At 44.6% G+C, this 18,248-nt stretch carries 17 protein-coding genes; 10 read left to right on the forward strand and 7 right to left on the reverse strand.

Going from position 1 to position 18,248, the window contains the following annotated elements; translation table 11 throughout:
- Positions 1–138: 138 nt before the first annotated feature.
- The gene (locus R7035_RS07250; RefSeq protein ID WP_025768431.1) at positions 139–1,284 is read right to left on the reverse strand and encodes a Na/Pi symporter; all 1,146 of its coding nucleotides are present in this window, start codon (positions 1,282–1,284) and stop codon (positions 139–141) included.
- 386 nt (positions 1,285–1,670) lie between these two features.
- Here R7035_RS07250 and nhaR point away from each other — a divergent pair, with 386 nt between their 5' ends.
- Positions 1,671–2,561 carry a transcriptional activator NhaR gene (gene nhaR, locus R7035_RS07255; RefSeq protein ID WP_005381942.1) on the forward strand — a complete coding sequence of 297 codons (891 nt, stop codon included), beginning with the start codon at positions 1,671–1,673 and terminating at the stop codon, positions 2,559–2,561.
- A gap of 288 nt (positions 2,562–2,849) precedes the next feature.
- Positions 2,850–3,158, forward strand: a complete 309-nt coding sequence (locus R7035_RS07260) for an ArsR/SmtB family transcription factor (protein WP_005381940.1) — start codon at positions 2,850–2,852, stop codon at positions 3,156–3,158.
- A 304-nt stretch (positions 3,159–3,462) separates the two neighbouring features.
- Here R7035_RS07260 and rpsT read toward each other — a convergent pair whose 3' ends face one another.
- A complete protein-coding gene (rpsT, locus tag R7035_RS07265) occupies positions 3,463–3,723 on the reverse strand; it encodes a 30S ribosomal protein S20 (protein WP_005381938.1) in 261 nt (86 codons plus the stop codon).
- A 305-nt stretch (positions 3,724–4,028) separates the two neighbouring features.
- On the opposite strand from rpsT, the gene murJ reads away from it, so the two are divergent.
- From murJ to ispH, 6 genes are all read left to right on the forward strand, one after another.
- Positions 4,029–5,591, forward strand: a complete 1,563-nt coding sequence (gene murJ / locus R7035_RS07270) for a murein biosynthesis integral membrane protein MurJ (RefSeq protein WP_025998736.1) — start codon at positions 4,029–4,031, stop codon at positions 5,589–5,591.
- Between the two features lie 69 nt (positions 5,592–5,660).
- A complete protein-coding gene (gene ribF / locus R7035_RS07275) occupies positions 5,661–6,596 on the forward strand; it encodes a bifunctional riboflavin kinase/FAD synthetase (protein WP_017636167.1) in 936 nt (311 codons plus the stop codon).
- Positions 6,597–6,660: 64 nt separating this feature from the next.
- A complete protein-coding gene (ileS, locus tag R7035_RS07280; protein ID WP_017821497.1) occupies positions 6,661–9,489 on the forward strand; it encodes an isoleucine--tRNA ligase in 2,829 nt (942 codons plus the stop codon).
- A 73-nt stretch (positions 9,490–9,562) separates the two neighbouring features.
- The gene (gene lspA, locus R7035_RS07285; RefSeq protein ID WP_005385948.1) at positions 9,563–10,069 is read left to right on the forward strand and encodes a signal peptidase II; all 507 of its coding nucleotides are present in this window, start codon (positions 9,563–9,565) and stop codon (positions 10,067–10,069) included.
- A 144-nt stretch (positions 10,070–10,213) separates the two neighbouring features.
- Positions 10,214–10,645 (forward strand): FKBP-type peptidyl-prolyl cis-trans isomerase, encoded by a 432-nt coding sequence (fkpB, locus tag R7035_RS07290; protein ID WP_005381922.1) that lies wholly within the window; start codon positions 10,214–10,216, stop codon positions 10,643–10,645.
- A 24-nt stretch (positions 10,646–10,669) separates the two neighbouring features.
- Positions 10,670–11,635 carry a 4-hydroxy-3-methylbut-2-enyl diphosphate reductase gene (ispH, locus tag R7035_RS07295; protein ID WP_005381920.1) on the forward strand — a complete coding sequence of 322 codons (966 nt, stop codon included), beginning with the start codon at positions 10,670–10,672 and terminating at the stop codon, positions 11,633–11,635.
- Positions 11,636–11,680: 45 nt separating this feature from the next.
- Here ispH and R7035_RS07300 read toward each other — a convergent pair whose 3' ends face one another.
- The 4 genes from R7035_RS07300 to R7035_RS07315 all read right to left on the reverse strand — a co-directional run bounded on the left by R7035_RS07300 (position 11,681) and on the right by R7035_RS07315 (position 16,334).
- Positions 11,681–12,154 carry a low molecular weight phosphatase family protein gene (locus tag R7035_RS07300; RefSeq protein WP_132936768.1) on the reverse strand — a complete coding sequence of 158 codons (474 nt, stop codon included), beginning with the start codon at positions 12,152–12,154 and terminating at the stop codon, positions 11,681–11,683.
- A 71-nt stretch (positions 12,155–12,225) separates the two neighbouring features.
- The gene (gene btsR, locus R7035_RS07305; protein WP_005381917.1) at positions 12,226–12,954 is read right to left on the reverse strand and encodes a two-component system response regulator BtsR; all 729 of its coding nucleotides are present in this window, start codon (positions 12,952–12,954) and stop codon (positions 12,226–12,228) included.
- 31 nt (positions 12,955–12,985) lie between these two features.
- Complete coding sequence (locus R7035_RS07310) at positions 12,986–14,656, reverse strand: sensor histidine kinase (protein WP_005381915.1); 1,671 nt, start codon at positions 14,654–14,656, stop codon at positions 12,986–12,988.
- A 193-nt stretch (positions 14,657–14,849) separates the two neighbouring features.
- Complete coding sequence (locus R7035_RS07315; protein ID WP_318146040.1) at positions 14,850–16,334, reverse strand: carbon starvation protein A; 1,485 nt, start codon at positions 16,332–16,334, stop codon at positions 14,850–14,852.
- Between the two features lie 280 nt (positions 16,335–16,614).
- On the opposite strand from R7035_RS07315, the gene R7035_RS07320 reads away from it, so the two are divergent.
- Positions 16,615–16,956: a DUF2799 domain-containing protein gene (locus R7035_RS07320; RefSeq protein WP_005381912.1), complete on the forward strand. Its 342-nt coding sequence runs from the start codon at positions 16,615–16,617 to the stop codon at positions 16,954–16,956.
- A gap of 114 nt (positions 16,957–17,070) precedes the next feature.
- Positions 17,071–17,343: a hypothetical protein gene (locus R7035_RS07325; protein ID WP_005381911.1), complete on the forward strand. Its 273-nt coding sequence runs from the start codon at positions 17,071–17,073 to the stop codon at positions 17,341–17,343.
- A gap of 51 nt (positions 17,344–17,394) precedes the next feature.
- Here the strand turns inward: R7035_RS07325 and murQ are convergent.
- A partial coding sequence (gene murQ / locus R7035_RS07330) for an N-acetylmuramic acid 6-phosphate etherase (RefSeq protein WP_318146041.1) occupies positions 17,395–18,248 on the reverse strand: 854 nt, incomplete at its 5' end.

Consider the following 18,248-nt stretch of genomic DNA (forward strand, 5'->3'; position numbering starts at 1 on the left):
TCCAAATGAGATAGCTCAGCATAATCATGCTGATGTGGCTCAAATTATCACCGGACAATCGATTTGAACAGTTTAATTATCATAAAAAAGGCTCCACGATGTGGAGCCTAAACAATAAGCGATGGTATGTCGTTGTTGTTACGTTGTTAGGGCTAGAATTGCACCTGGTAGAATAACGAATACTGACATTAGGTAACCACCAACAACTGCTTTATTCTTAATAGCCATTTCAGAAATCATCTCAGCGCCTTTAACCGGAATCTCACGTAGGAATGGAATTCCAAAGATAAACAGCGTCGCCATGATGTTAAATACTAAGTGGACTAGAGCGATTTGAAGTGCGAATACTGCGAACTCTCCAGATACCGCTGTCGCTGCTAGTAGTGCCGTAATACAAGTACCAATGTTAGCACCCAGAGTGAAAGGGTAGATATCTCGTACTTTCAACACGCCAGTACCAACCAACGGAACCATTAAACTTGTCGTGGTTGAGGAAGATTGTACTAGAACGGTCACGATTGAGCCTGATACGATGCCGTGAATAGGACCACGACCGATGGCGTTTTTCAAAATTTCACGTGCACGACCAACCATTAGGCTCTTCATTAATTTACCCATCACTGTGATTGCAACGAAGATAGTCGCAATACCCAAAGCAATAAGCATGACGCCGCCAACAGTATCACCGAAGGTAGAAAGTGGCTCTTTAATTGCGCCTACGACTGGCTTTGTAATTGGTTTAATAAAGTTGAAGCCTTTAATGCTCATATCACCAGTAGCAAGCAGTGGAGAAACAAGCCAGTGAGAAACTTTCTCTAAAATGCCGAACATCATTTCCAACGGAAGGAAAATAGCGACAGCAAGCAAGTTGAAGAAGTCATGAATGGTTGCACTTGCAAATGCACGTTTGAACTCTTCTTTACAGCGCACGTGGCCAAGAGACACAAGCGTATTGGTCACTGTGGTACCAATGTTAGCACCCATCACCATAGGGATAGCGGTTTCTACAGGTAAGCCACCTGCAACCAAGCCTACAATAATAGACGTTACAGTACTTGAAGACTGAATTAAGGCTGTTGCCACCAAGCCGATCATTAGACCTGCAACTGGGTGTGCGGCAAATTCAAATAGCACCTTAGCTTGATCGCCAGTTGCCCATTTAAAGCCACTACCAACCATAGATACTGCTAGAAGAAGCAGATATAACATGAATGCCAAGTTAGCCCAGCGTAACCAACGAGCTGTGCTCGAAATTGGTGCCACTGTTGAAGTAGCTTGGTTCATCATAATTTTCTCCGTTGACCTTTCAGTTCATTTTTCGGTCTGTAGTTGAATCTGCGGGCGATGTTAGAGAATAAATATTTCAGTAATATTACAGATTTCTTGCTGTGAGAGATTTTTATTGTTCTTTTTGATAATGGCGTAAAAGAGGAAGAAAATTAATTTTTAACCTATTGATTTTAATGGTTAAATTTTGATTTCGTTTTATTTGATTTTTGCGTTTTTTTTGTAGAGAAAATGCGCCTCAGTTCAACTTTTATGACAGTGTTGACTTTATACTTTCGGTAAAACTTATACTTTTGTAAGGTATTGTATGGTTTTGTCGAGTTTATTGTTTGTCTCTGTCACATTTGGTATAAAAAGTATCACTTTCTTTTCGGGACTCGATCATGTCACATCTAAACTACAACCATCTCTATTATTTCTGGATGGTGTGCAAACAGGGCTCTGTAACTAAGGCGGCTGACGCGCTCTTCCTGACACCGCAAACCGTGACAGGACAGATTAAAGCGCTTGAAGAGCGCATGAAAGGAAAGTTAACCAAGCGCAATGGTCGTACAGTTGAGCCCACTGAGTTAGGTCAGCTTGTGTTTAAGTACGCCGACCGGATGTTCGGTTTGAGCTATGAGATGTTAGATATCGTCAATTACAGCCAGCACTCGAACATTCTATTTGAAGTTGGTGTAGCCGATGCATTATCTAAACGCTTGGTCAGTAAAGTACTGATGACGACCGTCCCGGAAGATAACAGTATTCATTTACGCTGTTATGAATCGACCCACGAACTGCTACTTGAACGCCTTTCTCAGCACAAGCTAGATATGATCCTTTCGGATTGTCCCGTTGATTCTACTCAAAGTCCTGGCCTTTATAGCAAAAAGTTGGGTGAAAGTAGCATGAGCTTTTTTGCTTCTTCTGAAATTGAAAATGTGCGATTCCCTGAGATCTTGGAACAAAAAAAACTTCTGATTCCCGCGAGCCGAACGGCTATGGGGCGTAAAGTTATTCAATGGTTTGATCGTCAAGGCCTTCAACCCAATGTGCTGGGGGAGTTTGATGATGTTGCGTTGATGAAAGCTTTTGCTCGGTACCACGATGATGTGATTTTCTTGGCACCGACCGTATACATGTCGGAGATTGAAGACGACCGAAATTTACAGCTAATTGGCCATGTCGATGGGCTAAAAGAAGAGTACTACGTGATTTTTGCGGAACGAATGATCCAACACCCCGCGGTAAAAAATGTTTGTGATGCTGATTTCAGTCAAATGTTTGAGTAAACCCGTATCGTTGCGTAAATAAATAGATTACTATCAATAAAAATATAATTCTAAATAATATCTAAGTAAGCAAGATACTTGTTTTAGTGAGCAAAACTATTAATTATTGATGGCGCACCAATTAAAATCCTTGGTGGATAATATTGGTGTATCACTAACAACTAAATTAGAGGTTCTAATAATGAAGACTCTGGAAGTGTATCTTGATTTTCTTAGATATATAAATCAGTGCAACACAACAAGCTGGCCAGGGTTGGAATAAGTAAGTTGTAGCTAGAGGTCCAACACATGAATCTACAAGAAATGGAGCAGAACTCCGCAAAAGCCGTCGTGTTGCTCAAAGCGATGGCAAACGAGAGACGCCTACAAATCCTTTGTATGCTGCATAACCAAGAGCTGTCCGTGGGAGAGCTGTGTGCAAAGTTAGAGCTAAGCCAGTCGGCATTATCTCAGCATCTTGCTTGGCTTCGCCGTGATGAGTTAGTCACGACAAGGAAAGAAGCACAAACGGTGTACTACACATTAAAGAGTGATGAAGTGAAAGCGTTAATAAAAACACTGCATAGTCTTTATTGTGCTGAGAGTGCTCAACATTAATTAAATAGTCCTAATATACTGCTCATCTTAGAGTGTGAATCTAACTTGTTGGAATATTTGAGAGTGGCGTTAAACTTTTGATGATAGGGTACTACTCATCGACCAATTTGCTTTGTTCTCAAGTGTTTTATTAGTGCTTTCTAGTTTGAGCGTTATATGGGTAATGAATAAGCTGATGTCTTTAAATGGGACATTCAGAAAAAGAAAAGCTGGCATTGCCAGCTTTTTTTATTAAGAAAATTTTGTAGATATAAAAAAACCGACACAAGGTCGGTTTTTTCTTCACTGTAAAATCAGGACTCTATTAAAGAGCTTTGATTTGTGCAGCGAAACGAGACTTATGGCGAGCTGCTTTATTCTTGTGAATAAGGCCTTTAGTTGCCATGCGGTCTAGGATAGGTGTAACTACAGCGAATGCAGCAGTTGCAGCTTCTTTGTCGCCTGCTTCGATAGCAGCAACAGTTTTCTTCATGTAAGTACGCATCATTGAGCGACGGCTAGCATTGTGCTGACGACGTTTCTCAGCTTGGATAGCGCGCTTCTTAGCAGATTTACTATTTGCCAAGGGTCTAACTCCCAAAAACTTAGTTCTGTGACAATTTAAGGGCGAGGAATATCCCTCATTTGCGCTTAAATGTCAAATGATTTGTGCAAAAACCGATCTAAGCCAAAACAAATTTTGGTAAGAGAGGTTATCGCGGTTAAGATGGCGGGGATTCTAACAGCATTTTTATACCAATGCTAATAATTATCCGCGAAAGGCACACTTATTCCTTACAACCCGCGGATAGATTTTTGACGTCTATTTACAGCACCTGTCAGAGAAACAGTATAGGGTTAGCTGTCTTATGGTGATATTCCGAGGTTACAGTGAGTAAACGACTACTCAAGTCTGGCATGATCGTCAGTGCTATGACATTTATTTCCCGCGTTCTTGGCCTAGTTCGTGATGTTGTAGTGGCAAATTTAATGGGGGCAGGAGCAAGCGCAGACGTCTTTTTCTTCGCCAATAAAATTCCTAATTTTTTACGACGTTTGTTTGCTGAAGGTGCTTTTTCCCAAGCGTTTGTACCTGTTTTAACGGAAAGCCATGCTCAAGGCGACATGAATAAAACTCGGGAGCTCATTGCTCGTGCGGCGGGTACATTAGGGGTGATAGTCTCAATTGTTACCATCTTAGGTGTTCTAGGTTCCGGAGTGGTGACTGCACTGTTTGGTTTTGGTTGGTTCCTAGACTGGATGCATGGTGGTCCCGCGGCTGAGAAGTTCGAACTTGCTAGCGTGATGCTCAAGATTACCTTTCCTTATTTATGGTTCATCACTTTTGTTGCCCTATCGGGAGCCATTCTCAATACACTAGGTAAGTTTGCGGTTTCTTCGTTTACTCCTGTCTTCCTCAATGTGATGATCATTTTGGCAGCATGGTTTATCTCGCCGCAGATGCCACAGCCAGAGATTGGTCTTGCCATCGGTGTTTTCCTTGGTGGTTTGGTTCAGTTCTTATTTCAAATCCCTTTCCTTATTAAAGCGGGGGTTATGGTTAAGCCGAAATGGGGCTGGCGCGATCCGGGCGTGGTGAAGATCCGAACCTTAATGATTCCTGCTTTGTTCGGTGTGTCGGTAAGCCAAATCAACTTGTTGTTTGATACTTTTATTGCCAGCTTTCTGCAAACCGGTTCGATCAGTTGGTTGTACTATTCAGATCGCTTGTTGGAATTCCCGTTAGGTCTGTTTGGTATTGCTATTGCAACGGTGATTTTACCAGCATTATCACGCAAACATGTTGACGCACAAAATGAAGGATTCGCACAAACCATGGACTGGGGGGTGCGCATGGTGATCTTACTTGGCCTTCCTGCAATGCTTGGTTTGATGGTACTGGCAAAACCTATGTTGATGGTGTTATTCATGCGAGGTGAGTTTTCGCCACAAGACGTACATCAAGCATCATTGTCACTCTTTGCTTACGCTTCAGGCTTGTTGAACTTTATGCTGATTAAAGTGCTCGCTCCGGGTTATTACTCGCGTCAAGACACTAAAACGCCAGTGAAATACGGCATCATTGCGATGGTGACCAACATGGTATTTAATGCAATTTTTGCGTACTTCTATGGCTACGTTGGCTTGGCTATCGCGACGGCACTATCGGCATTTGTGAATATGGCACTGCTGTATCGTGGCCTGCACATCGCAGAGGTATACCAAATCACTAAGCGAACCGTCTTCTTTATTATACGTTTAGCTATTGCTGGCGCGGCGATGGTGGCGGCAATCTTATGGCAACTGGAAGATATGTCAGTATGGCTCGGCTGGAGCTTTGCTCACCGAAGCGCGGTGCTAGGGATGTTGATCGGTTTAGGAGCCGTAGTTTACCTAGTGGTTCTATTTTTAACTGGTGCGCGTTTAAAAGACCTAAAAGCTGGGACAGACTGAGGGTGATTAGTATATAATCCGTCAGTTTCACACAGTGTAAAGTAAAACAGAGGCAGAAAGCAGTATCCAATGGAACTGATTAGAGGCATTCACAATATCAACCCGCGACATCATGGTTGTGTGCTGACTATTGGCAATTTCGATGGTGTCCATAAAGGCCATCAACAAGTATTGCAGCAAGTGTCTGAGCAAGCGGACAGGCTATCCTTGCCTTCTGTTGTGATGACCTTTGAACCTCAGCCGATGGAGTTGTTTGCCAAAGACAAGGCACCTGCAAGGTTGACTCGATTACGCGATAAGTTCGTGCAATTGAGTAAGCTCGATATTGACCGCTTACTGTGTGTCAATTTCAATCGCCATTTTGCAAATTTAACCGCGGAAGAGTTTATCCGTGACTTGTTGGTCGAGCGTTTGGGTGTTAAGTTTCTTGTCGTTGGTGATGATTTCTGCTTTGGCAAAGGCCGTACAGGTAACTTTGCAATGCTGCAGGAAGCAGGGGAAAAATACGGCTTTGATGTCGTAAGTACCCAGAGCTTTTGTTTACAACAATTACGTGTCAGCAGTACGGCTATCCGTCAAGCGCTGGCGCGTGACGATTTGCATTCCGCGCAACAGATGCTGGGAAGAAACTACAGCATCAGCGGTCGTGTTTCTCATGGAAGAAAGCTAGGTCGAACCATTGGGTTCCCTACTGCAAATATTCCTTTGAAACGCTGTGTTTCTCCGGTTTCCGGAGTCTATGTTGTTCAAGCGCTTGGCTTAGGAAATAAGCCAGTTGGTGGTGTTGCTAATATTGGTCAAAGACCAACCGTCAATGGTGTTCGCCAACAGTTAGAAGTGCACTTATTCGACTTTCATGCCAATTTATATGGCAAGCAACTAGAAGTGGAACTTTTGCATAAACTTCGAGATGAGCAAAAGTTTGAGTCGTTTGAAGCACTTAAACAACAAATTGAATTGGATGCTGAAGCAGCAAGGGTGTGGCTGCGTCAGCTTAAGCGTTGAGCGGTTTATTCCACCGTTCAACATAATGTCTAATTTTCGCCCAATATAACGGAATTAAGAATCGATGAGTGAGTATAAAGATACCCTGAACTTACCTGAAACAGGGTTTCCAATGCGCGGCAACCTGGCCAATCGTGAGCCAGAAATGCTTAAGCGTTGGTACAAAGAAGATCTTTACGGTGAAATCCGTAAAGCTAAGAAAGGCAAAAAGTCATTCGTATTGCACGATGGCCCTCCTTACGCAAATGGTGACATTCATATTGGTCACGCACTAAACAAGATTCTTAAAGACATTATTATTAAATCCAAAACACTTTCAGGTTTTGACGCACCTTACATCCCAGGCTGGGACTGCCACGGTCTACCAATCGAATTAATGGTAGAGAAGAAAGTAGGTAAGCCAGGCCAAAAAGTGACAGCAGCGGAATTCCGCGAGAAATGTCGTGAATACGCAGCAGGTCAGGTTGAAGGTCAGAAAGAGAGCTTCAAACGTCTTGGCATCATGGGTGAGTGGGACAAGCCATACCGCACTATGGATTTCGCAACTGAAGCGAACATTATTCGTGCTCTTGGTAAGATTGCAAGCAATGGTCACCTTCTAAAAGGTTTCAAACCTGTTCACTGGTGTACAGACTGTGGTTCTGCTCTTGCTGAAGCGGAAGTAGAATACAAAGATAAAGTATCGCCATCTATCGACGTTCGTTTTAAAGCGGCTGACGAAGCGGCACTGCTATCTAAATTTGAACTGACAGAAGGTCATGAAGGTCACGGTGACGTATCTATCGTTATCTGGACAACAACACCTTGGACACTGCCTGCAAACCGCGCAGTATGTCTACGTGATGATCTAGAGTACGTGCTTATCCAAACAGAAGGCGACAACGCTGAGCGTATCATCGTTGCTGCTGAGCTGGCGAAAGACGTAATGGACCGTGCTGGTATCGAGCACTTCCACAATCTTGGCTTTGCTAAAGGTGCGGATCTAGAGCTCTCTCAATTCCAACACCCATTCTACGATTTCACTGTACCGGCGATCCTTGGTGATCACGTTACGACTGATTCAGGTACTGGTGTTGTTCACACTGCTCCTGGTCACGGTCAAGAAGACTTCGCGGTTGGTAACAAGTACAACCTAGAAGTAGCAAACCCAGTTGGCTCAAACGGTGTTTACCTACCAGATACAGAGCTATTTGCTGGTCAGCACGTATTTAAAGCGAACGATGCAGTAGTAGAAGTACTAAAAGAAAAAGGTGCACTACTACACCACCACGCTTACGAGCACAGCTACCCACACTGTTGGCGTCATAAGACTCCAATCATCTTCCGTGCTACACCTCAATGGTTCGTTTCTATGGACCAAGCTGGCCTACGTGCTAAAGCACTAGAGTCAATCAAGAACGTAGAGTGGATGCCTGAGTGGGGTCAAAGCCGTATCGAAGGCATGATCGAAGGTCGCCCTGAGTGGTGTATCTCTCGTCAACGTACTTGGGGTGTGCCAATTGCTCTGTTTGTTCATAAAGAAACAGCAGAACTTCATCCAAACACGCTAGAGCTGATCGAGAAAGTCGCTAAGCTGGTTGAAGAGAAAGGCATCCAAGCATGGTGGGATGTAGATGCCGCTGAACTACTAGGTGCTGACGCTGACCAATACGAAAAAGTGCTAGATACGCTAGACGTATGGTTCGATTCAGGTGTCACTCACTTCTCTGTTGTTGATGCTCGTGAAGAGTACAACGGCAACAGTGCAGACCTATACCTAGAAGGTTCTGACCAACACCGCGGTTGGTTCCAATCTTCTTTAATTTCATCTATTGCGATGAAAGACGAAGCACCTTACAAACAAGTACTGACACACGGTTTCGTGGTTGACGGTCAGGGTCGTAAGATGTCTAAATCTATCGGTAACGTGGTTGCGCCAAAAGACGTAACCAACAAGCTAGGTGCTGACATTCTTCGCCTATGGGTTGCATCTACTGACTACACTGGTGAAGTTGCAGTTTCTGATGAAATCCTAAAACGCAGCGCAGATGCGTACCGTCGTATCCGTAACACAGCGCGTTTCTTCCTTGCTAACCTGAGCGGCTTCAACCCTGAAACAGACATCGTTCCTGTTGAAGAGATGGTTGCGCTAGATCGCTGGGCAGTTGGTCGTGCACTAGCAGCACAAGAAGAGATTGTTAAAGCATACGAAGAGTACAACACACACGGTGTAACTCAGCGTCTAATGCAATTCTGTTCAATCGAAATGGGCTCTTTCTACTTAGACGTAATTAAAGACCGTCAGTACACAGCAAAACGTGGCGGCAACGCTCAACGTAGCTGTCAGACTGCACTTTACTACATCGTAGAAGCGCTAGTTCGTTGGATGGCGCCAATCATGTCGTTCACTGCAGATGAAATCTGGAACGAAATGCCAGGTCAACGCGACAAGTTCGTATTCACTGGTGAGTGGTTCGACGGTCTATTCGGTCTTGCTGAAGGTGAAGAGCTGAACAACGAATTCTGGTCTGAGATCCAAGCGGTTCGTGGTGCGGTAAACAAACTTCTAGAAGATGCGCGTAAAGAGAAAACCATTGGTGGTGCACTACAAGCTGAAGTGACTCTATTTGCTGATGACGCACTAGCGGCGAAGATCAACAAACTTGAAGATGAACTGCGCTTTGTTCTACTAACCTCTGCGGCGAAAGTTAAGCCTCTAGGTGAGAAGACGGATGCAGCACAAGCCACAGATATCGAAGGCTTATTTGTTGAAGTAGCAGCAGCTGAAGGCGAGAAGTGTGATCGTTGTTGGCACCACACGCCAGACGTAGGCACAATTGAAGGTCACGAGAAAATCTGTGGTCGTTGTGTGTCTAACGTAGACGGCGAAGGTGAAGTACGTAAATTCGCGTAATTGCCTAGAACGACTGAACTTTTTTTAAAATTAACAGCCCCAGTATTTACTGGGGCTGTTTGTAGGTAAAGTAATGAGTGAAAAAGCACTGACGTTAAAGCAATCTGGAGTTCGCTGGCTGTGGTTAGCAATTCTGGTATTTATTGCAGATATTGGCATCAAATTGGTGGTGATGGACAACATGGGCTACGGATGGGCAAACCGAATTGAGGTGTTGCCATTCTTCAACCTACTTTACGTTCATAACTACGGTGCCGCTTTCAGCTTCTTGAGCGATCAAGCTGGTTGGCAGCGCTGGTTATTTACAGGTATCGCGTTTGTTGTTACGGGTCTTTTGACCTACTGGATGAGTAAGCTTCCAGCAAAAGAAAAATGGAACAACATTGCTTATGCACTGATTATTGGTGGTGCAGTGGGCAACGTGTTTGACCGCGTCGTTCATGGCTTTGTTGTTGATTACCTAGACTTCTTCTGGGGTAACTACCACTGGCCAGCATTCAACCTTGCTGACATGGCGATCTGTATTGGTGCGGCAATGATTATTCTGGATGGCTTCCGTAAAAAAGACGCTGACAAGTAATCTTTTGCGGTATATCGAATAACCCTAAGCGTCGTCCGTTGATTCGAGCGACGCTTTTTATTATGTTGGAGCGCCAATCAGCATATCAATGTATAAAAAGACCAAGCTGACAGCGTAATAACCCAAGAACAAGGAAGCATTAACGTGACAACAATAACCAATGAATCGGTAGTAACCCTTCACTTTACGATTAAAATGAAAGACGGATCGGTTGCAGATAGTACTCATAACATGGGTAAACCAGCGAAATTTGTTATGGGTGATGGCAGCTTGAGTGAAAACTTTGAGCAGTGCTTGATAGGCCTCGAAACAGGCGCACAAAAAGCGATTGAGCTAAAGGCAGAAGACGCGTTTGGTATGCCAAACCCTGATCATATTCACTATATGGATCGCACTAAATTTGTAGGTGATGCAGAAGTGGAAGTTGGTACAATCATGGCCTTCAGTGGCCCTGATGGCATGGAAATCCCGGGCATTATTACAGAGATTGCAGGCGATTCAGTCACTGTGGACTTCAACCATCCTCTAGCGGGACAAGACGTGACTTTCGAAGTTGAAATTTTGTCAGTAGAATAGCGAACCAAATAAAAGATAACTTCCATGAGCAATGAAATGAAAATCCTGTTAGCTAACCCACGTGGTTTCTGTGCTGGTGTTGACCGCGCGATTAGCATCGTAGAGCGTGCGCTAGAGATGTATCAGCCACCGATTTATGTGCGTCATGAAGTGGTGCATAACCGTTTTGTGGTTGAAGGTCTAAAACAGCGTGGTGCTATCTTCGTTGAAGAACTGCACGAAGTGCCAGACAACAATATTGTGATTTTCTCCGCTCATGGTGTATCGCAGGCAGTTCGTCAGGAAGCCAAGCAGCGTGATTTGACCGTATTTGACGCAACGTGTCCTTTAGTAACCAAAGTGCATATGGAAGTGGCGCGTGCGAGCCGTCGTAATATGGAAGTGGTTCTGATTGGTCACGCAGGTCACCCTGAAGTCGAAGGTACGATGGGGCAATACGCCAGTGAAACCGGTGGTATGTACTTGGTTGAAACTCCAGCCGATGTTGAGAAACTGAAGGCGATTGTGAAAGATCCATCCGATCTTCATTACGTAAGCCAAACGACGCTTTCTGTCGATGAAACTGCCGATGTTATCGAAGAGCTACGCCGCGTGTTCCCAGATATCCAAGGTCCACGTAAAGACGATATCTGTTACGCGACACAAAACCGCCAAGATGCCGTACGTGAATTAGCTGGTGACGTAGATGTGATGGTTGTGGTGGGCTCTAAAAACTCATCAAACTCTACACGTCTTAAAGAGCTAGCTGAAAAGCTAGGGACACCTGGCTACTTAACCGACTGTCCGGAAGATATCAAACCTGAGTGGTTCGAAGGCAAAACAAAGGTCGGCGTGACTGCGGGAGCATCTGCTCCGGAAGAGCTCGTTAATCAGATTCTAGAGCGAATCAAAGAACTCGTTGGTGCCGAAGCGGTTGATGAAGTACTTGGCCGTGAAGAGAATATGTTCTTTGAAGTACCTAAAGAACTGCAAATCAAGCAAGTGGATTAGTCTCCATTTATCGAATATTCAAAAGGCGACCTGTGGGTCGCCTTTTTACATCTCTCTTAACTCATTTAGGTAATCACGAATTTGGTCTTTTCCTAAACCATCGATAATCATATCAGACATCTTCGTGATTCTTCGCTCAAGCGATTGAGCAACCTTTTCGCAATGTGAGTACATGTCTTCATCAGAACCATCGGTCGGAAAAGCATCAACTTGCCAGTTTACTCGAACACCACCTGCAAGCCACTGAGGAGCGGTTTCTTGATGTAAAGAATCACAGAGAATAATAACGATGTCGGGAAGAAACTGAGTTCGCTCCTCCCATGAATGCGTGTGGATATGCGGAATGGGGAGTTGGTGGTCATCTAAATATTTTTGCACCACTGGGTGCACCTTGCCTGTGGGATGTGAGCCTCCACTGGTGACACTAAAATCTGCTGGCAGGATATTGGTTGCGATTGACTCCGCGAGGACGCTTCGTCCAGCGTTGTGCTTACATATGAATAAAACTTTATACATCATCGCCTCGTCTTTTCAGAGCGTCCTATTTATACGCTAGCGGAAACTCAGCGATGATGTGTGAAGTTTTTGTGTTAGTGGCTAATGCCGAGCATCTCTTTGAGCACCTTTAAGTAGCGGCGGCTTACTGGTATCTCAAAACCTGTTTTGGTGATGATTTCCGCTAACCCATTTTCCAGTAACTTGATTTCGCTAATCGCTTTAATACTGACTAAGTATTGACGATGGCAGCGGACTAGAGGGGTTTTCTCTTCCAACGTTTTTAATGTCAGTTGGGTGCTCGCGGTTTGGCTGGTGGAGCGTACATGCACGCCGCTGATATCACTGTAAGCACATTCCACCGTGTCGGTGGCCATGATAACGATGCGGTTGTGTCCGATGCACGGTATCTGATCCAACGTGTCAGGTGTAATAGCAGACAGTTGTTGCGTTAGGGCGGATTGGCTAATGACTTTGTTTAGTCGTTTGACCGTTTTAGTTAACCGGCATGGGTCGACAGGTTTGAGCAAGTAATCAAAGGCATTGTCTTCAAATGCTTGAATCGCATACTGATCATAAGCCGTGACAAAAACCACATAAGGCATGGTTTCTGGATCAAGCATCCCAAGTAGTTCAATCCCCGTGACTTGAGGCATTTGGATATCGAGAAACACCACATCAGGCTTAAGTTCATTGATTTTTTTTAGGCCAAGGATTGCGTTTGAGGCATCGCCCACGACCTCAACTTGGCCTGTTTCATCCAGTAACTCTGCTAGCTCTTCACGAGCAAACTGTTCATCATCAATGACGAGTGCGGTTAACATCCAACATTACCTTTATTGCTTCAGCGTGCTTTTATGATTTTGGGGGAATGATAAAGCTCATTTTAGTAAATTGATGTGGCTCGCACGTAATTTTTAGCGCTGCATCACGTCCAAATTGATTAGTGAGACGTTTGTCGACAATTTCTAAACCTAGCCCTGAGTGGTTTTCTTTTGGCGGTTCAAAACTGCCTGCGTTGTCTTCGACGGTAATCAAGTGACCTTGTGGGTGTGCTTCGCTGTATATATGAACTTTACCACCTTCAAGCATGTTTGAAATGCCATGCTTAATGGCATTCTCAACCAAAGGCTGGAGTGTAAAGCTTGGTAATTTGATGTCCAGCAATTCAGGTTGAATATCGATTTCAACCTCTAAGCGGTCCGTAAAACGCGCTTTTTCGATGCTCAAGTACGAGTTCACATGTGCAAGCTCTTCCTTTAGCGTCACGGTATTAATGTTCTGCTTTAAATTGCTGCGGAAGAAGTGCGATAAATTTTGGATTAGCTCGCGCGCTTTGTCAGGGTCACGACGAGTAATCGCACTAATAGTATTGAGTGCATTAAACAAAAAGTGTGGATTCACCTGAGCGTGAAGCAATTTTATTTCTGCTTGGGCGAGTAAGGCTTGTTGTTGTTGGTAATCGCCATAAAGGATTTGGCTAGATAGAAGCTGGGCTATTCCTTCCGCCATCGACATGTTGGCCGTCGAGAACAATTTACGCTTCGGTTCATACAGCTTTATGGTACCAATGACCTCTTTCCCTGCACGCAGTGGGATGATCAGCGCAGATCCGAGCTTGCAATCTTTTGCAATGGAGCATTGGTATGGACGCTCCGCACCATCAAGATAAATGATGTCGTTTTTCTCCATGGAGTCTAATGTGCTTTGCGATGAAATCGGCGTGTTTGGTTTATGGTGATCATCGCCAATGCCCACAAACGCTAAGATTTTTTCTTGGTCAGTAATCGCGACAGCGCCCACTTTGGTTTCTTCGTAAATAATACGCGCGATTTTCTCTGCGTTTTCGGTGTTGAAGCCGTTGCTTAGAATTCCCACTGAGCGATCAGCAATGGTGAGCGCTCGACGCGAAAACGTCGCAGAAAACTTTTCAAAGATTGCTTTTCTGTCTTGCAGGATACTCATGAACAACGCCGCACCAAATGAATTCGCGATGATCATAGGCGCTGCAATAGCGGACACCAGTTCATAGGCTTGATCAAAAGGTTTCGCGACGGCGAGCAGCAAAATCATTTGCACCACTTCTGCAACAAACGTAACGCTGAATACGACGCTTGGATTAAACAGCAATGCGCCTTTATTTCGCTTGATAAGGTAAACGTGGAGCAAGCCACCAATTACGCCCTCGGCGGTGGTTGAAATTGCACAGGCTAGGTCAGTAAAGCCACCAAGAGAGTATCGATGGATGCCACCAGTAAATCCGACGGCGAAACCTACAACAGGTCCACCAAACAGCCCGCCCATAACTGCGCCGATCGCACGAGTATTGGCAATAGCATCGTTGATGTGCAGACCGAAATAGGTGCCGAGAATACAAAAGCCAGAGAAGAGTACGTAACAAATTAGGCGGTGGCTTAAGCGCGAAGAAATACTTAGCAAAGGTAAGATGATTGGCGTTTTACTTAGCATGTAAGCCAAAACTAAGTACACACACATCTGTTGTAAAAGGGAGATGACCAGTTCCATAGTGAACCTAACCTAGAATCAATGTTGTTATTGTATACCTAAGTAACCTCAAGATGCTTGGCTCAGATAGATAAGAACAGCTAAGTAAATGATGCTGCGCTGTGCTTTCTGAGTCTTAAAGTGACTTGGGTATAAAACAAAAAGAGCCTGCAATTGGCAGGCTCCTATCTTAGTCACTCAGATGTGACGAGTATTACGCTGTTTCTGATACGGCTTGTGGTTTCTCTTCGTCAGCCAGTTCAGTTTCACCTTTACCCTTAGAGGTTTTGATAACGTAACCTGTCACAGCTAGGGCAAACACAATACCTACGATAGTTGATAGTTGCATTGGCAGACCAAAACCTAGCGAGCTGTTGTTTAAGATGAACGTGACACATACCGTGGTCATGAAAATAGCTGGGATAGTGGTAATCCAGTGCAGCTTGTTGTGACGCAGTAGGTAAGCGGACGCAGTCCAAAGCATCATTACCGCTGTTGTTTGGTTTGCAAAACCGAAGTAGCGCCAGATAATGCCGAAGTCTACTTGAGTTAAGATACCGCCGATAACGAACAGTGGAAGTGCCATCAATAGACGGTTACGTAGCGTTTTTTGTTCCATGTTGAAGTATTCAGCAAGGATCAAGCGGCTTGAACGGAACGCTGTATCGCCAGACGTAATTGGTAGGATAACCACACCCAGGAACGCAAGGATACCACCGAACACACCTAGCAGACCAAATGATGCGCTGTATACCACGTTACCAGGGCCACCGTTTTTCACAGCTTCGGATAGAGCGTCTAGAGAGCCGAAGAAAGACAGAGCGATAGCACACCAAATTAGCGCGATAACACCTTCACCAATCATTGCACCGTAGAATACGAAGCGACCGTTTTTCTCATTTTCCATACAACGCGCCATCAGTGGAGACTGAGTTGCGTGGAAGCCAGAGATAGCGCCACATGCGATAGTGATGAACAATGCAGGCCATAACGGCATGTCATTTGGGTTGAGGTTAGAGAACATGTCCGAAACTTGGAAGTCACCCATTACTGTGTGTTCGCTAGAGAAAGCAACGGCTGTCATTAGGCCAACAGACATAAAGATAAGTAGGGCGCCAAACAGTGGGTAGAAACGACCAATGATTTTATCGACAGGAACAATCGTCGCAATGATGTAGTAAGCAAATATAGCAATAACCATTGTAGTCATGCTTACGCTCAAGCTTGTTTGATCATTGATGAGGTTAGTAATCATGCCAGCAGGGGCTGAAACGAACACTACGCCAACTAGAAGTAATAGGACAATGGCAAAAATATTCATAAAGTGTTTTGCGCCATTACCTAGGTAGTGACCTGTAATGGTAGGTACAGATGCACCGCCGTTACGCACTGAAAGCATGCCTGAGAAGTAATCGTGTACTGCACCAGCAAAAATACAACCGACTACAATCCAAAGCATCGCCGCAGGACCGTATAGTGCCCCCATGATCGGGCCAAAAATTGGACCAACACCTGCGATGTTAAGTAGTTGAACTAGGTAAACTTTCTTTGTTGACATTGGAACGAAGTCAACACCGTCCGATTTGGTGTGAGCTGGCGTTTGGCGTTTTTCATTGATGCCGAAAATCTTCTCGACGAAAGCGCCGTAGATGAAGTATCCGCCGATTAGGGCTGCGACACAGGTTAGAAACCACATCATAGCAATTGTCCTTGGTCTTAGTTGGGTAGGGTAATTTTTTAATCTCAGGATGCATGTTATGCGTCACTTGTGTTAAATGCATTCGGTTAGTAGATGAGTGGTCGAATAGAGCACTGAGTGGTCGATATGCTGCTTGAGCGGTTTTTAAAAATGGCGAAAGGTTGATGACAGTCTTGAGCGGCTGATTTGAGTCATCAGTGGTTAAATCTGCAAGCTCAGCGGAAAGCGCCAATAATTAGTGGTAAGCTTATTTTTGAAAACAATTACTTAAGGAAGAACCATGAAAAAGGTAACGGTAGGTCTGGCACTGGCTTTACTTGCAGGATGCACAGCAACGACAGCAGATCTTGCCAAGTCGGGAGATTGGCATCAGATCGGATATCAAGATGGCATAACCGGACACACATCGCGCACGATGAGCGAGCTTCGTGAGTTGGGTAGTGTTAAGCAAAGTGACTACGACCAAGGTTATTTAGAAGGTTTACGTGAGTACTGTAATCCTGCTTTTGCGTATCAAATGGGGTTATCTGGTCAGTATTACGAAGGGGTTTGTGAAGGTACTGAGCAAGCGCAAAAATTCCGCATGGAATGGCAACGTGGTTGGAATGAATACTCAAATTAATAGTCAATAAAGCCGTTGTTACACTGTCTGCATCACATAAATGTGGCAAAATCTTCCTTATTAAACTATGTTCGTATTGCTTGATAGTGAGCACAGAAAAAAAGGAATCACATTATGTCAACGCAAATGGCTGGTGGCTGGAGTCCATTTCATGAACTCACAGCAGAGAATAAAGAAGTATTTGCTAAAGGTATCGAGGGGTTTGTCGGTGTCAAATACTCCCCTTTGGTTGTGGCTACTCAAGTCGTAGCCGGACAAAACTATGCGTTTTTCTGTAATGCAGAAGTTGTCTACCCTGGAGCACAACCATACCCAGCAATGGTTCATATGTTCAGTGACCTTGAAGGTAAAGTCGGTATTACTCACATTGAACGATTGAACTACTAAATTAAGCCATAAAAGGCGCCTGACTTTTAAATAAGTGAGGCGCTTTATTGATTAAGATTGATTAGTTTGCGCGATCACGACTTTTCTTAAATATCCTTGCTTGGCGTTCAGTTGCTCAGTCGCGCTTTCTCTATCCAGCCCGGTTAAAATCATCAAAATCGCTAACTTGGCGTCGTAGTCCGTTTCTTTGAGCGCCGTTTTAGCCTCTTGGTTAGTACAATCTGTTGCTTGCATAACAATACGAGCCGCTCTTGCAACTAGCTTTGCATTCGTCGCTTTCACATCTACCATTAAGTTCTGATAACTTTTGCCCAGGCGAATCATGCTTGCGGTAGTGAGCATGTTTAGTACGAGTTTTTGTGCCGTCCCTGATTTTAAGCGAGTGGATCCCGTTAACGCTTCAGGTCCAACAACGGGGCTAATCGCAATATCAGCAATATCTGCAATCGGAGAGTCAGGGTTACAAGATAGTGCTACAGTGGTGGCACCAAGCTCGTTCGCATACTCTAAGCCACCAATCACGTAAGGTGTTCGTCCACTTGCCGCAATACCAACGACGACATCGCGTTGTGTTAGCGTATTCTCTTTAAGATCTTGCTCACCCAATGCTGGATCGTCCTCCGCCCCTTCTTTTGCACGGAACATTGCCTCTTTTCCACCGGCAATAATACCAACGACCATCTCTGGATCTGTGCCAAAAGTTGGTGGGCATTCTGAAGCGTCCAAAACGCCAAGTCGACCACTGGTACCCGCACCGATGTAAAACAACCGACCTCCGACCTTAAATGCTTCCGTGATCTTATCAACGGCTTCAGCGATCTCAGGCAACACTTTTTCAACGGCAAGAGGAACGAGTTTGTCCTGTTGGTTGATGCGTTGAACAATATCGAGAGAAGGCAGCAAGT

The organism is Vibrio sp. 1731 (assembly GCF_033339955.1).
In the GTDB taxonomy this organism is placed as follows: domain Bacteria; phylum Pseudomonadota; class Gammaproteobacteria; order Enterobacterales; family Vibrionaceae; genus Vibrio; species Vibrio alginolyticus.